The sequence below is a fragment of the Kribbella sp. NPDC004138 genome, from assembly GCF_053603655.1.
Genome location: NZ_JBSGFZ010000011.1, coordinates 65,463 through 84,789 on the forward strand (window position 1 = coordinate 65,463; position 19,327 = coordinate 84,789).

General features: G+C 71.2%; 15 protein-coding genes. 8 read left to right on the plus strand and 7 right to left on the minus strand.

Features of this window, described 5'->3' with window-relative positions; translation table 11 throughout:
• Window positions 1-2 precede the first annotated feature (2 nt).
• The gene (locus ACWEOO_RS17420) at window positions 3-587 is read left to right on the plus strand and encodes a TetR/AcrR family transcriptional regulator (protein ID WP_452143826.1); all 585 of its coding nucleotides are present in this window, start codon (window positions 3-5) and stop codon (window positions 585-587) included.
• Here ACWEOO_RS17420 and ACWEOO_RS17425 read toward each other — a convergent pair.
• Window positions 574-1,671, minus strand: coding sequence for an aldo/keto reductase (locus tag ACWEOO_RS17425; RefSeq protein WP_452143827.1), 1,098 nt, complete (start codon window positions 1,669-1,671; stop codon window positions 574-576). The two genes, ACWEOO_RS17420 and ACWEOO_RS17425, sit on opposite strands and share 14 nt — an antisense overlap.
• Before the next feature lie 68 nt (window positions 1,672-1,739).
• Between ACWEOO_RS17425 and ACWEOO_RS17430 the strand changes: the two genes are divergently transcribed.
• The gene (locus tag ACWEOO_RS17430) at window positions 1,740-3,692 is read left to right on the plus strand and encodes a GMC oxidoreductase (protein WP_452143828.1); all 1,953 of its coding nucleotides are present in this window, start codon (window positions 1,740-1,742) and stop codon (window positions 3,690-3,692) included.
• A 78-nt stretch (window positions 3,693-3,770) separates the two neighbouring features.
• On the opposite strand, the gene ACWEOO_RS17435 is transcribed toward ACWEOO_RS17430, so the two are convergent.
• Window positions 3,771-4,286 (minus strand): VOC family protein, encoded by a 516-nt coding sequence (locus ACWEOO_RS17435; RefSeq protein ID WP_452143829.1) that lies wholly within the window; start codon window positions 4,284-4,286, stop codon window positions 3,771-3,773.
• Window positions 4,287-4,318: 32 nt separating this feature from the next.
• Window positions 4,319-4,981: a LysR family substrate-binding domain-containing protein gene (locus tag ACWEOO_RS17440; protein WP_452143830.1), complete on the minus strand. Its 663-nt coding sequence runs from the start codon at window positions 4,979-4,981 to the stop codon at window positions 4,319-4,321.
• A gap of 33 nt (window positions 4,982-5,014) precedes the next feature.
• Here ACWEOO_RS17440 and ACWEOO_RS17445 point away from each other — a divergent pair, with 33 nt between their 5' ends.
• Window positions 5,015-5,386: a DUF5997 family protein gene (locus tag ACWEOO_RS17445; RefSeq protein ID WP_359923916.1), complete on the plus strand. Its 372-nt coding sequence runs from the start codon at window positions 5,015-5,017 to the stop codon at window positions 5,384-5,386.
• A 12-nt stretch (window positions 5,387-5,398) separates the two neighbouring features.
• Here ACWEOO_RS17445 and ACWEOO_RS17450 read toward each other — a convergent pair whose 3' ends face one another.
• Window positions 5,399-6,130 (minus strand): alanyl-tRNA editing protein, encoded by a 732-nt coding sequence (locus ACWEOO_RS17450; protein WP_359923918.1) that lies wholly within the window; start codon window positions 6,128-6,130, stop codon window positions 5,399-5,401.
• A 41-nt stretch (window positions 6,131-6,171) separates the two neighbouring features.
• Between ACWEOO_RS17450 and ACWEOO_RS17455 the strand changes: the two genes are divergently transcribed.
• Entirely contained in the window at window positions 6,172-6,876 is a 705-nt protein-coding gene (locus ACWEOO_RS17455; protein ID WP_452143831.1) for a hypothetical protein, read from the plus strand.
• On the opposite strand, the gene ACWEOO_RS17460 is transcribed toward ACWEOO_RS17455, so the two are convergent.
• Window positions 6,857-8,014: a pyridoxal phosphate-dependent aminotransferase gene (locus ACWEOO_RS17460; RefSeq protein ID WP_452143832.1), complete on the minus strand. Its 1,158-nt coding sequence runs from the start codon at window positions 8,012-8,014 to the stop codon at window positions 6,857-6,859. The genes ACWEOO_RS17455 and ACWEOO_RS17460 overlap by 20 nt on opposite strands.
• A 50-nt stretch (window positions 8,015-8,064) precedes the next feature.
• Here ACWEOO_RS17460 and ACWEOO_RS17465 point away from each other — a divergent pair, with 50 nt between their 5' ends.
• Window positions 8,065-8,949 (plus strand): NAD-dependent epimerase/dehydratase family protein, encoded by an 885-nt coding sequence (locus ACWEOO_RS17465; RefSeq protein WP_452143833.1) that lies wholly within the window; start codon window positions 8,065-8,067, stop codon window positions 8,947-8,949.
• Here the strand turns inward: ACWEOO_RS17465 and ACWEOO_RS17470 are convergent.
• Window positions 8,892-10,271 carry an FAD-binding oxidoreductase gene (locus ACWEOO_RS17470; protein ID WP_452143834.1) on the minus strand — a complete coding sequence of 460 codons (1,380 nt, stop codon included), beginning with the start codon at window positions 10,269-10,271 and terminating at the stop codon, window positions 8,892-8,894. The genes ACWEOO_RS17465 and ACWEOO_RS17470 overlap by 58 nt on opposite strands.
• Before the next feature lie 63 nt (window positions 10,272-10,334).
• On the opposite strand from ACWEOO_RS17470, the gene ACWEOO_RS17475 reads away from it, so the two are divergent.
• From ACWEOO_RS17475 to ACWEOO_RS17485, 3 genes are all read left to right on the plus strand, one after another.
• Window positions 10,335-11,234 (plus strand): LLM class flavin-dependent oxidoreductase, encoded by a 900-nt coding sequence (locus ACWEOO_RS17475; protein ID WP_452143835.1) that lies wholly within the window; start codon window positions 10,335-10,337, stop codon window positions 11,232-11,234.
• Window positions 11,235-11,310: 76 nt separating this feature from the next.
• Entirely contained in the window at window positions 11,311-16,827 is a 5,517-nt protein-coding gene (locus ACWEOO_RS17480) for an ATP-binding protein (protein ID WP_452143836.1), read from the plus strand.
• 78 nt (window positions 16,828-16,905) lie between these two features.
• The gene (locus ACWEOO_RS17485) at window positions 16,906-18,957 is read left to right on the plus strand and encodes a transglycosylase domain-containing protein (RefSeq protein WP_452143837.1); all 2,052 of its coding nucleotides are present in this window, start codon (window positions 16,906-16,908) and stop codon (window positions 18,955-18,957) included.
• Here ACWEOO_RS17485 and ACWEOO_RS17490 read toward each other — a convergent pair.
• Window positions 18,954-19,289, minus strand: a complete 336-nt coding sequence (locus tag ACWEOO_RS17490; RefSeq protein ID WP_359923938.1) for a hypothetical protein — start codon at window positions 19,287-19,289, stop codon at window positions 18,954-18,956. The two genes, ACWEOO_RS17485 and ACWEOO_RS17490, sit on opposite strands and share 4 nt — an antisense overlap.
• Window positions 19,290-19,327 lie beyond the last annotated feature (38 nt).

The following is a 19,327-nucleotide window of genomic DNA, read 5'->3' on the forward strand; positions in this document are numbered from 1 at the left end:
GTGTGCTGACAGCGAAGGGCGTGGCGACGCGCCAGCGGATCGTGGCGGCGGCCGCGGCGGAGATCCGGGAGCGGGGCATCACCGCGGTGAAGCTGGACGACATCGGCCGGCGCAGCCGGACCGGGAAGAGCCAGCTGTTCCACTACTTCCCCGAGGGCAAGGAGCAGTTGCTGCTCGCCGTCGCCGAGCGCGAGGCCCAGCAGGTGCTCGAGGACCAGGAGCCGCACCTGGGGAAGCTCACCACCTGGGATGCGTGGCACGACTGGCGGGACGCCGTGGTCGAGAAGTACCGCCGGCAGGGCGTGCACTGCCCGCTCGGCGTACTGATCACCGAGATCGGCCGGCACACCCCGGCCGCCCAGGCGGTGACGGGTCAGCTGCTCGCGCAGTGGCAGCACCGGCTCGAGCTCGGCATCGGGGAGATGCAGGCCACGGGCGAGATCCGTGCCGATGTGGATCCCGCCCGCGCGGCCGGCGCACTGATCGCCGCGATCCAGGGTGGCGTCGCGATTCTGATGTCGTCCGGCTCGTCGACACACCTGGAGTACGCGCTCGACCTGTGCCTGGACTACCTCAGCGCCAGTTGAGCACCGGCGGCTGGTATCCGGCCGGCTTGTCGGCCACCTTCGCTCCCGGATTCACCAGCCAGCCTTGGTACTGCGGCGTGAACATCCGGTAGACCGAGTCGGGCGGGACGGCGCCTGCCTCGTCGAGGGCGGCCCGGAGCTCGGCCGGCAGCTCGAAACCGAGCGCCGCGATACTGGACTCGAGCTGCTCGGGGCGGCTCGCCCCGACGATCGCGGACGCGATCCCGGGCTGGGTCGCGGCCCAGTTGACCGCAACCTGCGCCGGTGTCACGCCGAGCTTGTCCGCAACGTCCCGGACCGTCGCGAGCAGGTCCCAGTGCTGCTCCGTCCACGTGCGCTCCGGTGCGCCGTCCCCGGTCAGCCGGCCGTCGCCGGTCACGCCGTGGGTGTCGTCACGCCGGTACTTGCCGGTCAGGAAGCCGCCCGCCAGCGGGCTCCACGCCGTGATCCCGAGACCGAGCTGCTGCGCCATCCCAACGTGCTCGGTCTCGATCGTCCGCTCCGCCAGCGAGTACGGCAGTTGCAGGCTGACCATCGGCGTCAGCGAGTGCGCGTCGGCGAGGGTCTGCGCGCGGGCGGCGTACCAGGCCGGTACGTCGGACAGCCCGGCGTACCGGATCTTGCCGGCGCGGGTGAGGTCGTCGAGGGTCCGCAGCACCTCGTCGACCGGCGTGATGCGGTCCCAGGTGTGCAGCAGGAACAGGTCGACGTAGTCGGTGCCGAGCCGGCGCAGGGACTCGTCGAGCGCGCGGATCAGGTGCTTGCGGCTGTTGCCGCCCGCGTTCGGGTCGCCGGAGTCGACGCTGTTGGTGGCCTTCGTGGTGAGCACCATCCGCTCCCGGACGCCGGCCTCGGCGATCAGCCGGCCGAGGATCCGTTCGCTCTCACCCGCGGTGTAGAAGTCGGCGGTGTCGATGAAGTTGCCGCCGGCATCGACATAGGCCCGGAAGATCGCCCGCGCCTCGTCCTCGGTCCTGCCGTACGGCGCGTGGAAACCGGACTGCCCGAAGTTCATCGTGCCCAGGGCGAGCCGGCTGACCCGCAGCCCCGATCGCCCGAGCAGGTAATAGTCGTCAAGTGCCATGCCCACAGCGTTGCTCGCAAAAAATGGACCAGCAAGTACAGAACCTCGAATCGTGAAAGGATCTGCGGGTGCGCCTGTCTGAAGAGCAACGGGTCGGGTTGGAGCGGCTGTCGGAGTCCGTGGTGCCGGGGCAGGGGTGGCAGCGGGCGGCGGTCGGTTTCGTCGAGCAGGTGCTGACGCAGGATCGGCCGGACTGGCTCGGTCGCGTGGAGCGCGGGCTCTCGAACGCGACGGACGCGGACCGGGCCTGGCTGGTGCGGTTGATCGCGCAGGGGTTCTACGCGGATCCGGCGGCCTGGGCGATGGTCGGCTGGCGGAGCGGCGAGGTGGAGCCGGTGCGGACCGACCTGACCGTGACGCCGCTTGAACAGGTGGCGGAGCGGTACGACTGCGTGGTGATCGGGTCCGGCGCAGGCGGCGGCGCGGCGGCCCAGGTGCTCGCCGAGTCGGGGCGGTCGGTGCTCGTCGTCGAGCTCGGCAGCTACCCGTCGACGGAGTCGTTGGCGCGCGACCACCTCCGCAATCCGCGGTCGGTGGCCGGCCTTCCGGCGCTGACGGACCCGGATCCGGCAGGGCGTCCGCGGGTGTCCCTGGTGGACGGCGTACGGAGCGAGGTGCTCCCGCCCGACGGCGGCTGGGGGAACAACGCGTTCACGGTCGGCGGCGGCACCCGCGTGTACGGCGCGCAGGCGTGGCGCTTCGTGCCGCGGGACTTCCGGATGGCCACGACGTACGGCGTACCGGACGGGAGCGCGCTCGCCGACTGGCCGATCTCTTACGACGACCTCGAGCCCTACTACTCGCTGGCGGAGCAGCGCTTCGGGGTCAGCGGTGGTGGGACCGATCCGTGGCACGCGCCGCGGTCGATCCCGTTGCCGATGCCGCCGCTGCCGCGGACCGGACCGGCCTCGGCGCTGGCCGCTGCGGCGGACCGCCTGGGGTGGGGGACGCTCGACGTACCGCTGCTCATCAACTCGGTCGACTACCAAGGACGCGCGGGATGTGTGCGGTGCGGCCTGTGCGTCGGGTTCGCCTGCCCGGTGGAGGCGAAGGGTGGGACGCACAACACCGCACTGCCCGCGGCGCTCGCAACCGGGAACTGCACGCTCGTCACCGAGACCACGGCGGAGCGTCTCGTGACCGACTCGACCGGCCGGGTCGTCGGCGTCGCATTGGCTGCGAGCGACGGGAGCTGGCGACGTACCGTGTCGTGCGATGAGGTGGTGGTCGCCGCCGGGGCATCCGAGACACCGCGGCTGTTGCTGAACAGCGCGCACGACGGCGAGCCGGACGGGATCGGCAACAACCAGGACCAGGTCGGCCGGCACCTGCAGGCGCATGTGTACGCCGGTGCGGTCGGACTGTTCGCGGACGAGGTCGCCGATCTCGTCGGGCCCGGAGTGTCGATCGCGACCTGCGACTTCCGGCACGGCAACGACGGGATCGTCGGCGGCGGCATGCTCGCGAACGAGTTCGTGCCGACGCCCGCGGCGACGTACGACTACCTGACCGGTGCCGGGCTGATCCCGCCGGCCGGCGCGGAGAGCGTGGACGGAATGCGTCTCCAGGTACGGCGGATGCTCCGGGTGGTGGGCCCGATCCAGGAAGTCACATCGGCGGACTCACGTGTGCGCGTCGATCCGGCCGTCGTGGACCGTCTCGGCAACCCCGTGGTGGTGACCAGCGGGTCGATCCACCCGGAGGACGTCCGTGCGCACGGTTTCATGAGCGCCAAGGCGAAGGCCTGGCTCGAGGAAGCGGGCGCGGTCCGGACGGCGGTCGGCAAGCTCGGTACGCTGGGCGGGGCGAGCACCGGCCAGCATCAGGCCGGCACCTGCCGGATGGGCGACGACGCCGCACGCTCGGTCACCGACCCGTACGGCAAGGTCTGGGGCCACGACAACGTCTGGATCGCCGACGCCTCCGTCCATGTCACCAACGGCGGGGTCAACCCGGTCCTCACCGTCCTCGCCAATGCTCTCCGCATCGCCGACCACCTGTGCCGTGACGACAGGACGTAGTCGTCTACGTATATGCCGTCGCCCGCCTGAGTCCGCCGCGAACCCGCGCGGATCGCGGCACACCTCCTTTCGTCAGTGTCAGCCGACGCGGGAGATGCCGACGCCGCTCCGCGCCTCGCGGCCGTACTTGCCGATCTCGGCCGGGAGGTCGAGCCGGGCGATGCCGGTCCTGCCCCGGTCCTCGTCGGTGAGCAGGTCGGCAGGGATGATCCAGACGATCTCGAACTCGAGGCCGTCAGGGTCCTTGCCGTAGAGCGACTTCGTGGTGCCGTGGTCGGACGCGCCGACCAGGGCGCCGTGCTCGCTGAGCGCGGCGGCCAGGTCCTCCAGGTCGCCGAGGGTGTCCACCTCCCAGGCGAGGTGGTACAGCCCGACCGTGGTCCGCCCGGCGCCCGACGGGCCGGCCTGTGAACCGATCTGGAACAGGCCCAGGTCGTGGTCGTTGGTGGACCCGGGCGCGCGCAGGAACGCCGCGCCGGGGATGGCGTCACCGGTCTCGGTGTAACCGAAGCCGAGAACGTCTCGGTAGAACGCGACGCTCGCCGCGACGTCGCGCACGTACAGGACCGCGTGGTTCAACCGGAAGATCGCCATACGACGATGATAGTTGAAGGCTCAACTGAAATCTAGCGGCGGCGGCGCGGTTTCTTCGGACGGGGCGGCGGCGGGGTCCGGACCGGCCGCTTCTTCGCGACGGCGGGGCCGCGGGTGCTGTTCGCGGTCCGGCCGCGGACGATGCCGATGAAGTGCTCGACGAGTTCGCTGGTCTCGTCCTCGGGCCAGCTGAGCGCGACCTGCGATTCCGGCACGCCGGCCAGCGGGCGGTAGGTGAGGTCCTTACGGTGGTGCAGGCGGGCCAGCGACTGCGGTACGACCAGCAGCCCGGTGCCCATGGCAACCAATTCGACCGCGTCGGCGGTCCGGGCCGGGCGGTCGTCGATCAACCGGCCGGGCGGATGCTCCCAGTCGAGGACGTCGTCGCGCGGATGCAGCATCAGCTCGTCGGCCAGATCGTCGAGCGTGACTTCGTCGGCGGCGGTGATCAGGTGGTCCTTGGGGACCACGACGACGGTCTGCTCGACGTACAGCGGGATCGCGTGCAGCCCGGTGCGGTCGATCGGGAGCCGGAGCAGGGCGGCGTCGACCTCCGTCCGGCGCAGGACGCCGGGGGCGTCCGCGGCGGTGACCTGGACGAGCTCGAGCGGAACGCGGGGGAGTCGCTCGGTCCAGATCCGGGCCCACTTCGCGGGCGTCACGCCGGGGACGTAGCCCAGCCGGAATCCGGTCACGGTGGTCAGGCTACCTGCCGATACGCTGCTGCCATGACGGCGCGCAAGACCCAGACCATGAAGCCTGCCACGGCGGCGAAGAAGCTCGGCGTGTACCTGCCGGCCACCCCGGCGGAGTTCCAGGACGGCGAGGTGTCGCGCGACGAACTGAACGCGCTGCAGGCGGACCCGCCCGAGTGGCTGCGCGACCTGCGCCGCGACGGTCCGCACCCGCGCCCGGTGGTGGCCGCGAAGCTCGGGGTGTCGATCAGCGGGCTGGCCCGGGCCGGCATCACCGAGGCGCTCACCAGCACCCAGATCGAGGCGATCAAAACCGAGAACCCGGACTGGCTCGACCACGAGCGCGCGGTCCAGGCCGACGTGCGCCGGCAGGCCGCCGAGCAGAAGCAGCAGCCGGCCGACTGACCGTCGGCCAGTTCAGACGATCCGCACCCGGAGACGCCGGAAGCCCCGGCCCTTGCTCTCCATCTTGACGACCTCCATGCGGCCGATCAGCGCGGTCGAGGCGACGTGGGTGCCGCCGTCGGCCTGGGTGTCGAGGCCGGCGATGTCGACGATCCGGACCACCTCGAGATCGGGCGGGAGCAGGTTGGTCGCGGTCCGGATGATGTCCGGGATCGCGAACGCCTCGTCGCGCGGCAAGTTGCTCACCGTGATCCGGCGGTCGGTGCGGATCTCCGCGTTCACCGCCTCGGCGACCCGGTCCTTGAAGTCCGGCGGCACCTCGGCCAGGTCGAAGTCCATCCGCGCCGACAGCGGCTCCATGTTCCCGCCGGTGACGAGGGCGCCGAAGTCGCGGAACACCACCCCGGTCAGCACGTGCAGGCCGGAGTGCGTCCGCATCAGCTGGGTACGCCGTTCGTCGTCGAGCGCCCCGCGGACGGCGGTCCCGGCCGGCGGGACCGGGTCGTCCTCGTGCGGTACGAGATACAGGTCGTCACCCTTGGTGGTCCCGACGATCCGGGTCCGGACGCCGCCCCACAGCAGCACCCCCTGGTCCGGCGGCTGCCCGCCGCCACCCGGGTAGAACGCGGACCGGTCGAGCACGATCCCGCGCTCGGGATCCGATCCGACCACCGTCGCGTCCCACTCCCGGACGGACGCGTCGTCGAGATCGAGCCGATGGGTGTGCCCGTGCTGATCAGTCATGATCAGCTCACTGTGCCACACGGCCGTTGGGGGATGGGGACATGCAGATCATCGAGAACAGCATCGTCGGCACCCGGTCCGCCGTACTGCGGCTGACCAAGCGCGGCGGGGGACCGGCGATCGTGATCTTCCCGATGCTGCACGTGGCCGAGCCGCAGTTCTTCCGCGAGGTCGAGGCGCGGCTGCGCGGGTGCGACCTGCTCGTCGTCGAAGGCATCCAGGGTCAGTCGTCGGCGGTCGAGGGGATGACCATGACGTACCGCGTGTTGCCGGCCGATGCCGAGTCCGGGCTGATCGAGGACGACATTCCGTACGACGACCTCGGCGTGCCGTTCGTGGCCCCGGACATGTCCGGCGAGGAGTTCCAGGACGGCTTCGACGAGCTGCCGTGGAAGACCCGCGCGATGCTGTGGGCAGCGACCCCGGTCGTGACGATCGGCCAGTTCTTCGCCGGGCGGCGGGCGCTGCTGACACCCGACATCGAGGTCGACGACCTGCCGACCCGGCAGGAGGAGCTGCGCGGCGCGGAGTGGGACCGCTTCTTCGACCTGCTGCTCGACCGCCGCGACGACCGTGCTGTCGCGGCGGTCGCCGAAGTGGTCCGGGACCGCGGCGACGAGGAGCTCGAGGTGGCCGTGGTGTACGGCGCCAAGCATGTGCCCGGCATCCTGCGTGGTCTGTACCGGCTCGGCTACCGGGTGGTGGGCGCCGACTGGCTGATGGCGGTCAGCGCACGAGAGTCGTGAAGGCGTCGAGGGCGCGGCGGATGTTCTCGACCGAGTTCGCGTACGAGAAGCGCAGGTGGCCCTCGCCGTACGTGCCGAACGCCGTGCCGGGCAGGCAGGCGACGCCGGCCTCGTCGAGCAGCCGGTCGGCCAGGGTGGCGGCGGAGACGCCGAGCTCGGTGATGTTCGGGAAGGCGTAGAACGCTCCGCCCGGCTCCACGCACGACACGCCCGGTACGGCGTTGAGCCCGGACACGATCACCTCACGCCGCTCGCGGAACGCCTCGAGCATCCGGTCGACGTCGTCCCAGGGGCCTTCGAGGGCGGCGATCGCGGCGTGCTGGCTGAACGCCGACGTACACGAGACCGAGTTGATCATCAGCCGGGTCACCGGCTCGACCAGCGGCTCGGGGAACACGCCGAACCCCAGCCGCCAGCCGGTCATCGCGAACGTCTTCGACCAGCCGTCGAGCAGGATCGTCCGCGACGCCATACCGTCCAGGTCGAGCACGCTGTGGTGCTCCCCGTCGTACCGCAGTGCCCAGTAGACCTCGTCGCTGAGCACGACCAGGTCGTGCTCGATCGCGATCTCGGCGATCGCCTGCAGCTGCTCCGGCGTCGACGCGCTGCCGCACGGGTTGTGCGGGGAGTTCAGGATGAGCAGCTTGGTCCGGTCCGTCACCAGCGACCGCAGTTCGTCGGGATCGATGACGAACCCGTTCTCCTCGCGCAGCGGCACCGGCACCGGCTTCGCACCGGCGAACGACGTGATCGACGCGTACATCGGGAAGCCTGGGTCCGGGTAGAGGACCTCGTCGCCCTCCTCGCAGAGCGCCAGGATCGTGAAGAACATGATCGGCTTCGCGCCCGGGGTGATCAGCACCCGGTCGGGCGTCGTGGCCAGCCGGTTCGTGCGGCCGAGGAAGTCCGCGACGGCGGTCCGCAGCTCGGGGATGCCGGGCGCCGGCACGTAGTGCGTGAACCCCTTGTCGAGGGCCTGTTGCGCGGCCGCGATCACGTGCGGCGGCGTGTCGAAGTCGGGTTCGCCGATCTCCAGGTGCACGATCTCGCGTCCTCGGGCCTCCAGGGCCTTCGCCTTGGCGAGCACCTCGAACGCCGACTCGGTTCCCAACCGATCCATCCGGCCAGCAAGTTTCACGATGTGTCCTTCCACAGTGGCATGTCACACATTAGTGCGATGATCTCGGCGTGAACGAGGCGAGGCGGGTAGCGGTCACCGGAAGTAGCGGCAAGCTCGGCAAGGCCGTCGTCGACCACCTGGCGGACCACGGCTGGGACGTGGTCGCTCTCGACCAGGCTGCACCGGCGCGGGCCGATGTGACGTCGACACGCGTGGACCTGACCGATTTCGGCCAGACCTACGAGGCGATCGCCGGTATCGACGACCGGCACGACGGCGTCGACGCGGTGGTGCACCTCGCCGCGATCCCGGCGCCGGGGCTGCGGCCGAACGCGGCGACCTTCCACAACAACATGACCGTGACGTACAACGTGTTCTCGGCCGCGCTGCGGGCCGGTGTCCGGAACATCGTCTGGGCGTCCAGCGAGACCGTGCTCGGGCTGCCGTTCGACGAGTTCCCGCCGTACGTGCCGGTGGACGAGGACTACCCGCCGCGGCCGAACAGCACCTACTCGCTGGTCAAGACGCTCGAGGAGGAGCTGGCCCGGCAGTTGTGCCGGTGGCACCCGGACCTGAAGCTGATCGGCCTGCGCTTCTCGAACGTGATGTACCCGGAGGACTACGCCCGGTTCCCCGGGTTCGACGCGGACGCGCACGCGCGCAAGTGGAACCTCTGGGGGTACATCGACGCCCGCGACGGCGCGCAGGCCGTCCGGAAGTCGCTCGAGTACGACGTGACCGGGACGGACGTGTTCATCGTCGCGAACGCCGACACGGTGATGTCCCGGCCGAACGAGGAGCTGCTCGCCGAGGTGTTCCCCGGCGTTCCGGTGAAGCGGCCGTTCGGCCCGAACGACACCCTGCTGTCGATCGAGAAGGCGCGCCGCCTGCTCGGCTACGAACCCGAGTTCTCCTGGCGGGGCCCGAACGGGAAGAGCGCGTCCGGGTCGTAGGCCGCGCGGACGTCGGCCAGCCGCGCGAACGTGTCGGCCGGCCAGGACGCCTGGTACGACCCGGGCAGCGCGAAGCCGCCGGCGAAGTTCACCGTGGTCTCCGTGCACACCCACGGCTCGAGCCGGCCGAGCACCGCGTCGACCGTTGCCGGCAGCACCTTCTCGAACAGGTTCGGGTCCGGTACGCCGATCATCGTCAGCGTGCCGGCACCGCTGCGGCCGCCGACCGCGCTGCCCTCCGGGACGTCGCGCTCGGTGGCGCCGCCGAGGTGCCGCAGCTCGACCGCGACCAGCGGGAGCTGCTGGTCCGGGCCTGCCACCTCCAGGAACGCGGTGACGAACTCGGCGTCCAGCTCGTCGAGCATCAGCCCGCGGTCCCAGGCGGGCGTCGGGTCCTTCGGGTCGTTGTGGATCAGCGCGATGTCGCTCGCCGGCATCTCGCCGACGGCGTCGATCAGCGTCGTGCCGGCGTCCCGGATCGGCTGGAAGAGCGCCTTCCCGTCGGCCGCGGCGCCGACGTACGCGAACCGCACGCTCAGCACCGTCTTGCCGCGCAACGGCTCCGGGATGAACTCCAGCGGCGGCAGCCGCAGGATGACGACGGACGTGTTGGCGCTCTCCGGCAGCGTCTTGGTCCACTCGGCCCAGGTGGTCAGGGCCGGGGCGATGTACTCGGCGTCGAAGAACACCGAGCCGCCGTAGAGCGTGCCGAGCTCGACGAGCCCGAAGTCCATCGCGGTGACGATGCCGAACCCGCCCTTGCCGCCGCGCAGCGCCCAGAACAGGTCCGCGTGCTCGGTCGCGTTCGCGGTCACCGCCTCGCCGGACGCGGTCACGACCCGGAAGCCGCGGGCCCAGTCCGACGAGAAGCCGTACGTCCGGGCCAGCGGGCCGAGCCCGCCGCCGAGCGTGTACCCGATGCAGCCGACCGCGTCGGACGCGCCGGTGATCGGCGCCAGCCCGTGCGGTGCGGCCGCCGCGACCACCTCGGCCCAGCGGCTGCCCGCGGCGATGTGCGCGACCTGCGCCTCGGCGTCCACGGTCACGCCGGTCATCCGGCCGGTCGTCACGACGATGCCGTCCCGGATCGGGGTCGGGATGCCGTGGCCGGTCGCCAGCACGCGGACCGGCGTACCGCTCGCCGCCGCGGCCCGCACGACCGCGACCGCGTCGTCCTCGGACGTCAGCCCGACCACGACGTCCGGCGTGTGCGTCACCGCCAGGTTGAACCCGGACAGCTCCTCGGCGTACCCCTCGTCACCCGGCGCGAACACCGGTCCGGCGACCTCGCTGCGTAGTTGCGTAATCAGTTCCTGCGTCACTTCGGTTCCCCTCCCAAAAGCCCTGCCGCGCAGTTTTCCGCACCCTGGGGTCATGCTCGAGACATGGTTGATTTCGGAGTACAGGTGACACCGACCCCGGACCTCGCCGAACACCGCGAGGTCGTGGCCGCCGCGGAGGAGGGCGGCCTGACGTACGTCGGTGTGCAGGACCACCCGTACGCTCCGGCGCAGCTCGACGCGATGGCGGTGATCGGGGACCTGATGAGCCGCACCGAGCGGTTGAGGTTCTTCCCCGACGTGACGCCGTTGCCGCTGCGTCCGCCGACGATGCTCGCGAATCTCGCGGCGACGCTCGACCGGGTGTCCGGCGGACGGTTCGAGCTCGGCATCGGCGCCGGCGGCATCCCGCGCGCGATCAAGGGTTTCGGTGGTCCGGACCGGACGCCGGGCGAGGCGATCGAGGCCCTGGAGGAAGGGATCGGCCTGCTGCGGCGGCTGTGGTCCGGCGCCGAGCGAGTGGTTGCGGAGGGCAAGTACTACGCGGTGAACACCCGCCCCGTCCCGGCGCCGCCGCACGACATCGGCATCTGGATCGGCTCGATCGGCCCGCGGTCGCTGCGGCTGACGGGGCGGCTGGCCGACGGCTGGGCGGCGCCGATCCCGAGCTACCTGCCGTACCAGGATCTGGCGCCCGCGAACGCGATCATCGACGAGGCGGCCAAGGCGTCGGGCCGCGATCCGGCCGACGTGCTGCGGATCGCGCAGATCGTCGGCACGGTGACCGACGGGCCGGGTGACACCGACACGACGCACGGTGACGCTCCGTTGCGGGGGACGCCGGGACAGTGGGCGGACTTCGTCACCGAGCTGGTCACGCGGCAGCCGTTCCGGGCGTTCGTGTTCTGGCCGGAAGCCGACCCGCTGGAGCAGACGATCCGGTTCGCGCGAGACGTGGTACCAGAGGTCGAAACACGCCTGAACAGGGGGCCGACTCGACGGTAACGGTGATGTGCTGAAAACCTGTGCCAGAGCTGGCGATCCCAGCAATACAAGGCAGGGTGCGACAGGGAGGCGGTCGATGTTCAAGCGTATCGCAATCGTGAACCGGGGTGAGGCCGCGATGCGGCTGATCAACGCGGTCCGGGAAGTCAACGCCGAAGGCGGTGACCCGATCGAGACCGTGGCCTTGTTCACCGACGGCGAGCGCACCGCGACCTTCGTGCGGGCCGCGGACATCACCTACCCGCTCGGCCCGGCGTCGGCCCGCCCGTACCTCGACCTCGGGGTGCTGGAGCGCGCGCTGCGCGAGACCGGCGCGGACGCCGCCTGGGTCGGCTGGGGATTCGTTGCCGAGGACCCCGCGTTCGCCGAGCTGTGCGACCGGATCGGCGTCACGTTCATCGGCCCGTCGGCCGCGGCGATGCGCAAGCTCGGCGACAAGATCGGCTCGAAGCTGATCGCCGAGGAGGTCGGCGTCCCGGTCGCGCCGTGGAGCCGCGGAGCGGTCGAGTCGCTCGACGCCGCGCTCGCGGCCGCCGACCGGATCGGCTACCCGTTGATGCTGAAGGCAACGGCCGGCGGCGGTGGCCGCGGGATCCGGATGGTCGGCTCCGCCGACGAGCTGTCCGACGCGTACGCGCGGACCAGTGAGGAGGCCGCGCGCGCCTTCGGCAGCGGCGTGGTGTTCCTGGAGCGCCTCGTCACCGGCGCCCGGCACGTCGAGGTCCAGGTGATCGCCGACGGCGAGGGGACGGCGTGGGCGCTCGGCGTCCGGGACTGCTCGGTGCAGCGCCGCAACCAGAAGGTGATCGAGGAGTCCGCGTCCCCGCTGCTGTCCGCGTCGCAGGTCGAGGACCTGAAGGCGTCGGCGGAGCGGCTGGCCATCGCGGTCGGGTACCGCGGGGCCGCGACGGTCGAGTTCCTGTACCACCCGGGCGAGAAGTCGTTCGCGTTCCTCGAGGTGAACACCCGGCTGCAGGTCGAGCACCCGATCACCGAGCTGACCACCGGGTTCGACCTGGTGAAGGCGCAGCTGCACGTCGCGTCCGGCGGCCGGCTGGAAGGCGCCCGGCCGGTGGAGAGCGGGCACGCGGTCGAGGCCCGGCTGAACGCCGAGGACCCGGACCGCGACTTCGCGCCGTCGCCCGGCCGGATCGTCGTCCTGGACCTGCCGGCCGGCCCGGGCATCCGGGTCGACACCGGGGTGAGCGCCGGGGACAGCATCCCGGCCGACTTCGACTCGATGATCGCGAAGATCATCGGCTACGGGCGGACCCGCGAGGAGGCGCTGGCGCGGCTGCGGCGCGCCATGCAGGCGACGACCGTGCTGATCGAGGGCGGCGCGACCAACAAGAGCTTCATCCTCGAGCTGCTCGACCAGCCCGAGGTGATCGACGGCAGTGCGGACACCGGCTGGATCGACCGGGTCCGCGGCGAGGGTCGTCTGGTGTCGCACCGGCACTCGGGCGTCGCGCTGGTCGCGGCCGCGATCGAGGGGTACGAGGACGCCGAGCAGGTCGAGCGGACCCGGCTGCTGGAGACCGCGCACGGCGGCCGTCCGCAGGTCCAGCACGAGGTCGGCCGCGCGATCGACCTGAAGCTGCGCGGCGCGAGCTACCGGGTGACGATCGCGCGGATCGGGCCGGAGCGGTTCCGGGTCGGCGTCGGCAACGGCAACGAGCACCTGAAGGTGGTGGACGCCGAGCTGGAGCGGCTGGACGACTACCGCGGCCGGCTGGTCGTCGGCGGGCAGCGGTTCCGGCTGGTGACCGCGACGCACGGCCCGGTGCACCTGGTCGAGGTCGACGGTGTCACGCACCGCGTGAGCCGGGACGAGGGCGGCGTACTTCGGTCGCCCGCGCCGGCGCTCGTCGTGGCCACGCCGGTGCAGGCCGGTGCCGAGGTCGAGGCCGGCGCACCGGTGCTGGTGCTCGAGAGCATGAAGATGGAGACGGTGCTGTACGCGCCGTTCAAGGCCACCGTGAAGGAACTGCAGGTCTCGACCGGTAGCCAGGTGGAGACCGGTGCGCCGCTGCTGCGGCTGGAGCCGGTGGCGGACGAGGCGGCGGTGGAGCAGGCCGCTCCGGTGCAGAACGGCGTACAGCTGGATCTGCCGAACGGGACCGGGGAGAAGTCCGCGGCCGAGCGGGTGGAGCGCGGGCTGGACGATCTGCGGAGCATGCTGCTCGGCTTCGACATCGACCCGCAGGACGAGGGCGGCATGCTGGCCGACTACCTGTCGGCGCGGTCGGAGCTCGCGCACCAGCGCTCCGAGCCGCCGGTGGGCGCCGAGATCGAGCTGCTGACGGTGTTCGCGGACTTCGCCGAGCTGAGCCGCAACCGGCCGGCCGGCACCGACACCACCCTCGAGAACCGGGTGCACAGCCCGCGCGAGTACTTCTACACCTACCTGCAGAGCCTGGATCCGGACCGCGGCGGGCTGCCGGCCGAGTTCCAGGCCCGCCTGACCCGCGTGCTGAGCCACTACGGCGTGACCGGGCTGGAGCGCAGCCCGGAGCTGGAGGAGGCGGTCTTCCGGATTTTCCTGGCACAGCAGCGCTCGACTCCGGACGTGCTGCTGGTGACGTCGGTGCTGCAGCGGTGGATCGCCGAGCCGCTGCCGGACGCGCCGCTGGACGAGGCCGTGCACGAGCTGCTCGACCGGCTGGTGCTGGCCACGCAGCTGCGCTTCCCGGTCGTCGGGGACCTGGCCCGGAGCGTGCGGTTCCGCTGGTTCGACCAGCCCCAGGTCGACGCCGAGCGGGCCTCGATCATCGCGGGCGTGGGCGACGAGGTCGCCGACCTGGCCGCGCACCCGGACTCGCCGGACCGGCAGCGCCGGATCGATGCGCTGGCCGCGATCCCGGAGCCGATCGTCCGGTTCCTCGCCGAGCGGCTGGAGCACGGCTGGGGCGAGCGGGAGCCGATGCTCGAGGTGCTCGTCCGGCGGCACTACCGCGAGTACGAACTGCACGACCTGCGCGAGTTCGCCGTCGACGGGCGGCCGTTCGCGACCGCCGACTACACGATCGACGATCGCCCGAGCCACCTGGTCACGACGGTCGGCACGGTCGCCGAGCTGGCCGACCGGGACAGCGGCCTGTCGCGCGCGCTGACCGACCGGATCGAAGCCCGGACGGCGGGCCACGAGGCCGTCCTCGAGCTGTACCTGTACGGCCCGGACCTGCCCGAGTCGCAGCAGGAGGCCTCGGACCTGTACCGCCGGATGGTCGCGGACCTGCCGATCGCCCAGCGGGTCCGGCGGATCTCGGTCGCGGTCGCCCCGGGACAGGGCCGCCCGGTCTCGTACTTCACCTACCGGCCGGCCGGCGGGTCGATGGCCGAGGACGACAACGTCCGCGGCGTGCACCCGATGGTCGGCCGCCGCCTGAACCTCTGGCGGCTGCGCGACTTCCGGATCACCCGGCTGGACGCGCCGGAGGACGTGCTGCTCTACTACTGCGTCGCCCGCGACAACGAGGCCGACCGGAGGCTCGTCGCGCTGGCGCAGGTCCGCCAGTTCGCGGTCGCCCGGGACGAGGACGGCCAGGTCACGTCGCTGCCGCACGCGGAGCGCGCGATCTCGAACTGCCTGGAGGCGATCCGCCGGGCCCGGACCGCGCGCGGCGCGGCCGGCGCGAAACTCGACATGAACCACGTCTGGGTGCAGATCTGGCCGGTGGTGAACGTCCAGGTCGACGAGGTGACCGCGCTGCAGCGCAACATCGCCCCGATGACCGCCGGCGCCGGGATCGAGGAGGTCCTGGTGCAGGGCGACGTCGCGGCGCCGGACGGGTCGGTCAACCCGGTCGCGGCGCGGTTCTACTACCAGCACGGCGCTGGGGTCGTGACGTCGATCGAGGAGCCGCCGACCGGCCGGCTGCTGCCGCTCGACGACTACGCGCAGAAGGTGCAGCGCTCCCGGCGGCGGAACACGATCTACCCGTACGAGGTCAGCGGTATGGTCGCCGGCCAGGGCGGCTCGTTCGTCGAGCACGACCTGGACGACAGCGGCAACCTGGTGCCTGTGGACCGCCCGAAGGGCCTGAACAAGGCCGGCATCATCGTCGGCATCGTCAGCACCCCGACCGACCGGTACCCGGACGGCGTCACCCGGGTCGCGATGAGCGGCGACCCGACCAAGGCGCTCGGCGCGGTGGCCGAGGCGGAGTGCTCGCGAATCATCGCGGCCCTCGACCTGGCCGAGCGGATGCGGGTCCCGGTCGAGTGGTACTCGCTGTCCGCGGGCGCCCGGATCTCGATGGACTCCGGCACCGAGAACATGGACTGGGTCGCCAAGGCGCTGAAGCGGATCGTCGAGTTCACCCAGGCCGGCGGCGAGATCAACGTCGTGGTCGCGGGTATCAACGTCGGCGCGCAGCCGTACTGGAACGCCGAGGCGACGATGCTGATGCACACCAAGGGCATCCTGGTGATGACGCCGGACAGCGCGATGGTGCTGACCGGCAAGCAAACGCTCGACTTCTCCGGCAGCGTCTCGGCCGAGGACAACTTCGGCATCGGCGGCTACGACCGGGTGATGGGCCCGAACGGCCAGGGGCAGTACTGGGCGCCGGACCTGAAGGGCGCCCGGGACGTGCTGATGACGTACTACGACCACACGTACGTCGCGCCGGGGGAGCGCGGGCCGCGGCGGGCGGAGACGTCCGACCCGGCGGATCGCGACGTCACGCCGTACCCGCACGAGGTGGCCGGGAGCGACTTCAAGACGATCGGCGAGATCTTCTCGGCGGCGACCAACCCGGACCGGAAGAAGGCGTTCGACATCCGCACGCTGATGCGGGCCGTCACCGATCAGGACCACCCGGTGCTGGAGCGCTGGGCCGGGATGGCCGACGCCGACACCGCGGTCGTGCAGGACGCACGGCTCGGCGGGTTCCCGGTGTGCCTGGTCGGGATCGAGTCCCGGTCGGTGCCGCGGCGCGGGTTCCCGCCCACCGACGGGCCGGACACCTACACCGCCGGCACGCTGTTCCCGCGGTCGTCGAAGAAGGTCGCCCGGGCGATCAACTCGGCCAGCGGGAACCGGCCGCTGGTGGTGCTCGCGAACCTGTCCGGGTTCGACGGGTCGCCGGACTCGATGCGGAACCTGCAGCTCGAGTACGGCGCCGAGATCGGGCGCGCGATGGTGAACTTCCGCGGGCCGATCGTGTTCTGCGTCGTGTCGCGGTACCACGGCGGCGCGTTCGTGGTGTTCTCGAAGTCGCTGAACCCGTCGATGACCGTGCTCGCGGTGGAGGGCTCGTTCGCGTCGGTGCTCGGCGGCGCGCCGGCGGCGGCGGTCGTGTTCGCGGCCGAGGTCGACGCGCGGACCGCCGCGGATCCGCGGGTGGCGTCGCTGGCCGAGCGCGTCGGCGAGGCCTCGGGAGCGGAGCGCGCGGCGCTGGCCACGGAGCTCGCGGACGTGCGAACCGTCGTCCGGGCGGAGAAACTGGGCGAGGTCGCGGCCGAGTTCGACCGGGTGCACAGCATCGAGCGGGCCCGCGACGTGGGGTCGGTCGACGCGGTGATCAGTGCCCGGGAACTGCGGCCGAAGTTGATCGAGGCAATCAATTCCGGGGTACCCGGAGCTTGATCACTCGTCTAGCCTGGAAGGGTGCGTACCGGCAGGGGCGGTCGCAGTAAGGCTCGGTCGTTGATTCTGTTCATCGGCGTGAGCGTACTTTCGGGTGCGCTGGCGGCGGGGCTCGTGATCCCGTTCGCCGGCTTCGCCGGACGCGGCTCGGAGCAGGTCGCCGAGACCGTGCAGAGCCTGCCGCGCGAGTTCGAGAGCGACCCGCTGGCCGTCCGCAGCCGGATCCTGGCCGCGGACGGCACGCTGGTCGCGACTTTGTACGAGCAGAACCGGGTGCCGGTGCCGCTGAGCTCGGTCAGCCCGATCATGCGCAAGGCGATCGTGGCGATCGAGGACTCCCGCTTCTACGACCACGGCGCGCTCGACCTGAAGGGCACCGTGCGGGCGATGGTCCGCAACCAGACCGGCGGCGAGGTGCAGCAGGGCGGGTCGAGCATCACCCAGCAGTACGTGAAGATGAGCCTGGTCGAGAAGGCGAAGACGGCGGCCGAGCGGGCCAAGGCCACCGAGGTCTCGTACCAGCGCAAGCTCACCGAGCTGCGGTACGCGATCGCGGTCGAGAGCGAGCTGTCCAAGGACGAGATTCTCGAGCGGTACCTGAACCTGGCGAACTTCGGCGACGGGACGTACGGCATCCAGACCGCGGCCCAGCACTACTTCCGGACCTCCGCCGCCGATCTCACGCTCCCGCAGGCCGCGATGCTGGCCGGACTGGTGAAGAACCCGACCGGCTACGACCCGACCAACGACCTGGTCCGCGCCAAGGCCCGCCGGGACGTGGTGATCAAACGCATGCTGGAGCTCGGCGTCGTCACGGTGCACCAGGCGAACCAGGCGCTGAAGACGCCCGTGATCGACCTGGCGAAGGTCGAGCCGGTGCCGAACGGGTGCGCCAACTCGCGGTATCCGTTCTACTGCGACTACGTGGTCTCCAAGCTGCTCGCGAACCCGGCGCTCGGCGCGACCGTGAAGGACCGCGACCACTACCTGAAGACCGGCGGGCTGCTGATCCGGACCTCGATCGACCCGCGGATCCAGGCGGCGGCGCAGGCGTCGATCGAGGAGCACAGCAAGCGCACCGACTCCGCGATCGCCGCGATCACGATCGTCGAGCCCGGCACCGGCCTGGTGAAGGCGATGGTGCAGAGCCGCCCGTACGGCAACGGGAAGTTCCACACGAACTACAACTACAACGTCGAGAAGTCCTACGCCGGCGGGTACGGCGGATTCCAGAACGGCTCGACGATGAAAGCGTTCACGATCGCCGCGGCGCTGTCCCAGGGCATCCCGATGGACTACCGGATCAACTCGCCGCAGCAGATCGATCTGAGCAACAAGAAGTTCCGGACCTGCCACGGCTGGACGCGCGACCCGACGTACCGGCCGAAGAACTCGACCCACAGCGGCAACCTGACCATGGTCGAGGCCGCGCGGTTCTCGACGAACACCTACTTCCTGCAGCTGTCGCAGCGGACCGGGCTGTGCGCGGTCGCCACGGTCGCGGCCGAGCTCGGGATGTACAACGGCCAGACCGGCCAGCCGCTCGACCAGGTGATCTCGATGACGCTCGGTGTCGGGTACGTGACGCCGCTGATGCTGTCGAACGCGTACGCCACGTTCGCGGCGCGCGGGAAGTACTGCACGCCGATCGTCGTCACGTCGGTGCGGGACAAGTCCTGGCGCCCGGTACCGGGCCCTGGGTACGACTGCAAGCAGGTCCTCCCGCGGGCGGTCGCGGACGGCGTGAACCGGGTGCTGAGCGCGGTGATGATGCCGGGCGGGACGGGCGGCCGGCTGCGGTTCGGCACCCGTGACATGGCGGGCAAGACCGGAACGATCCAGGAGAACCTGGCCGTCTGGTACGCCGGGTACACCCCGAACCTGGCCGCGGCGGCGGTGGTCGCCGACGCCAACCTGCCGTACACCAACCTGATGTACCGGCACACGCTGAACGGCCAGGACATCGCCGACCCGACCGGCTCCGGCACCGCCGGCCCGCTCTGGAAGACCGCCATGCAGGGCGCCCTCCGCGGCCTGTCCGCCGAGAGCTTCGTCGCGCCGCCGAAACGCCTGATCGGCGACCCGAACCCCCAGCCCGCCGACGCCGCCAAGCCGAAGCCGCCCGGCTAAAGCGGCCTGAGGTCCGTGCCCGGCACCCAGGTGATCCGCCCGTCCTTGTCGCGGAACCGGCCCAGCCAGACGCCGTTGTCGCGGATCCAGACGTCCAGCTCGCCGGTGGACCAGGTCGCCCGCTGCACCGGCTGCGCGGGGTCGACGTGCCGCACGGCGTCCGCCGCCCGGGGACCGTGGGCGTCGTACTGCACGTCGAGATCGGCGGCGAGCTCCCGCGCCTTCGCCTCGTCGCCGATACCTGTTGCACGCCACCCGTTGACCGCACCGTCCCAGACGCCGAATCCAGTGGATCCGTCGTCGGACGGCCGAACCGTGAACCGACCAAGCATGTTTTCAGATTACCGCTTCGTCGAACACATGTTCTAGT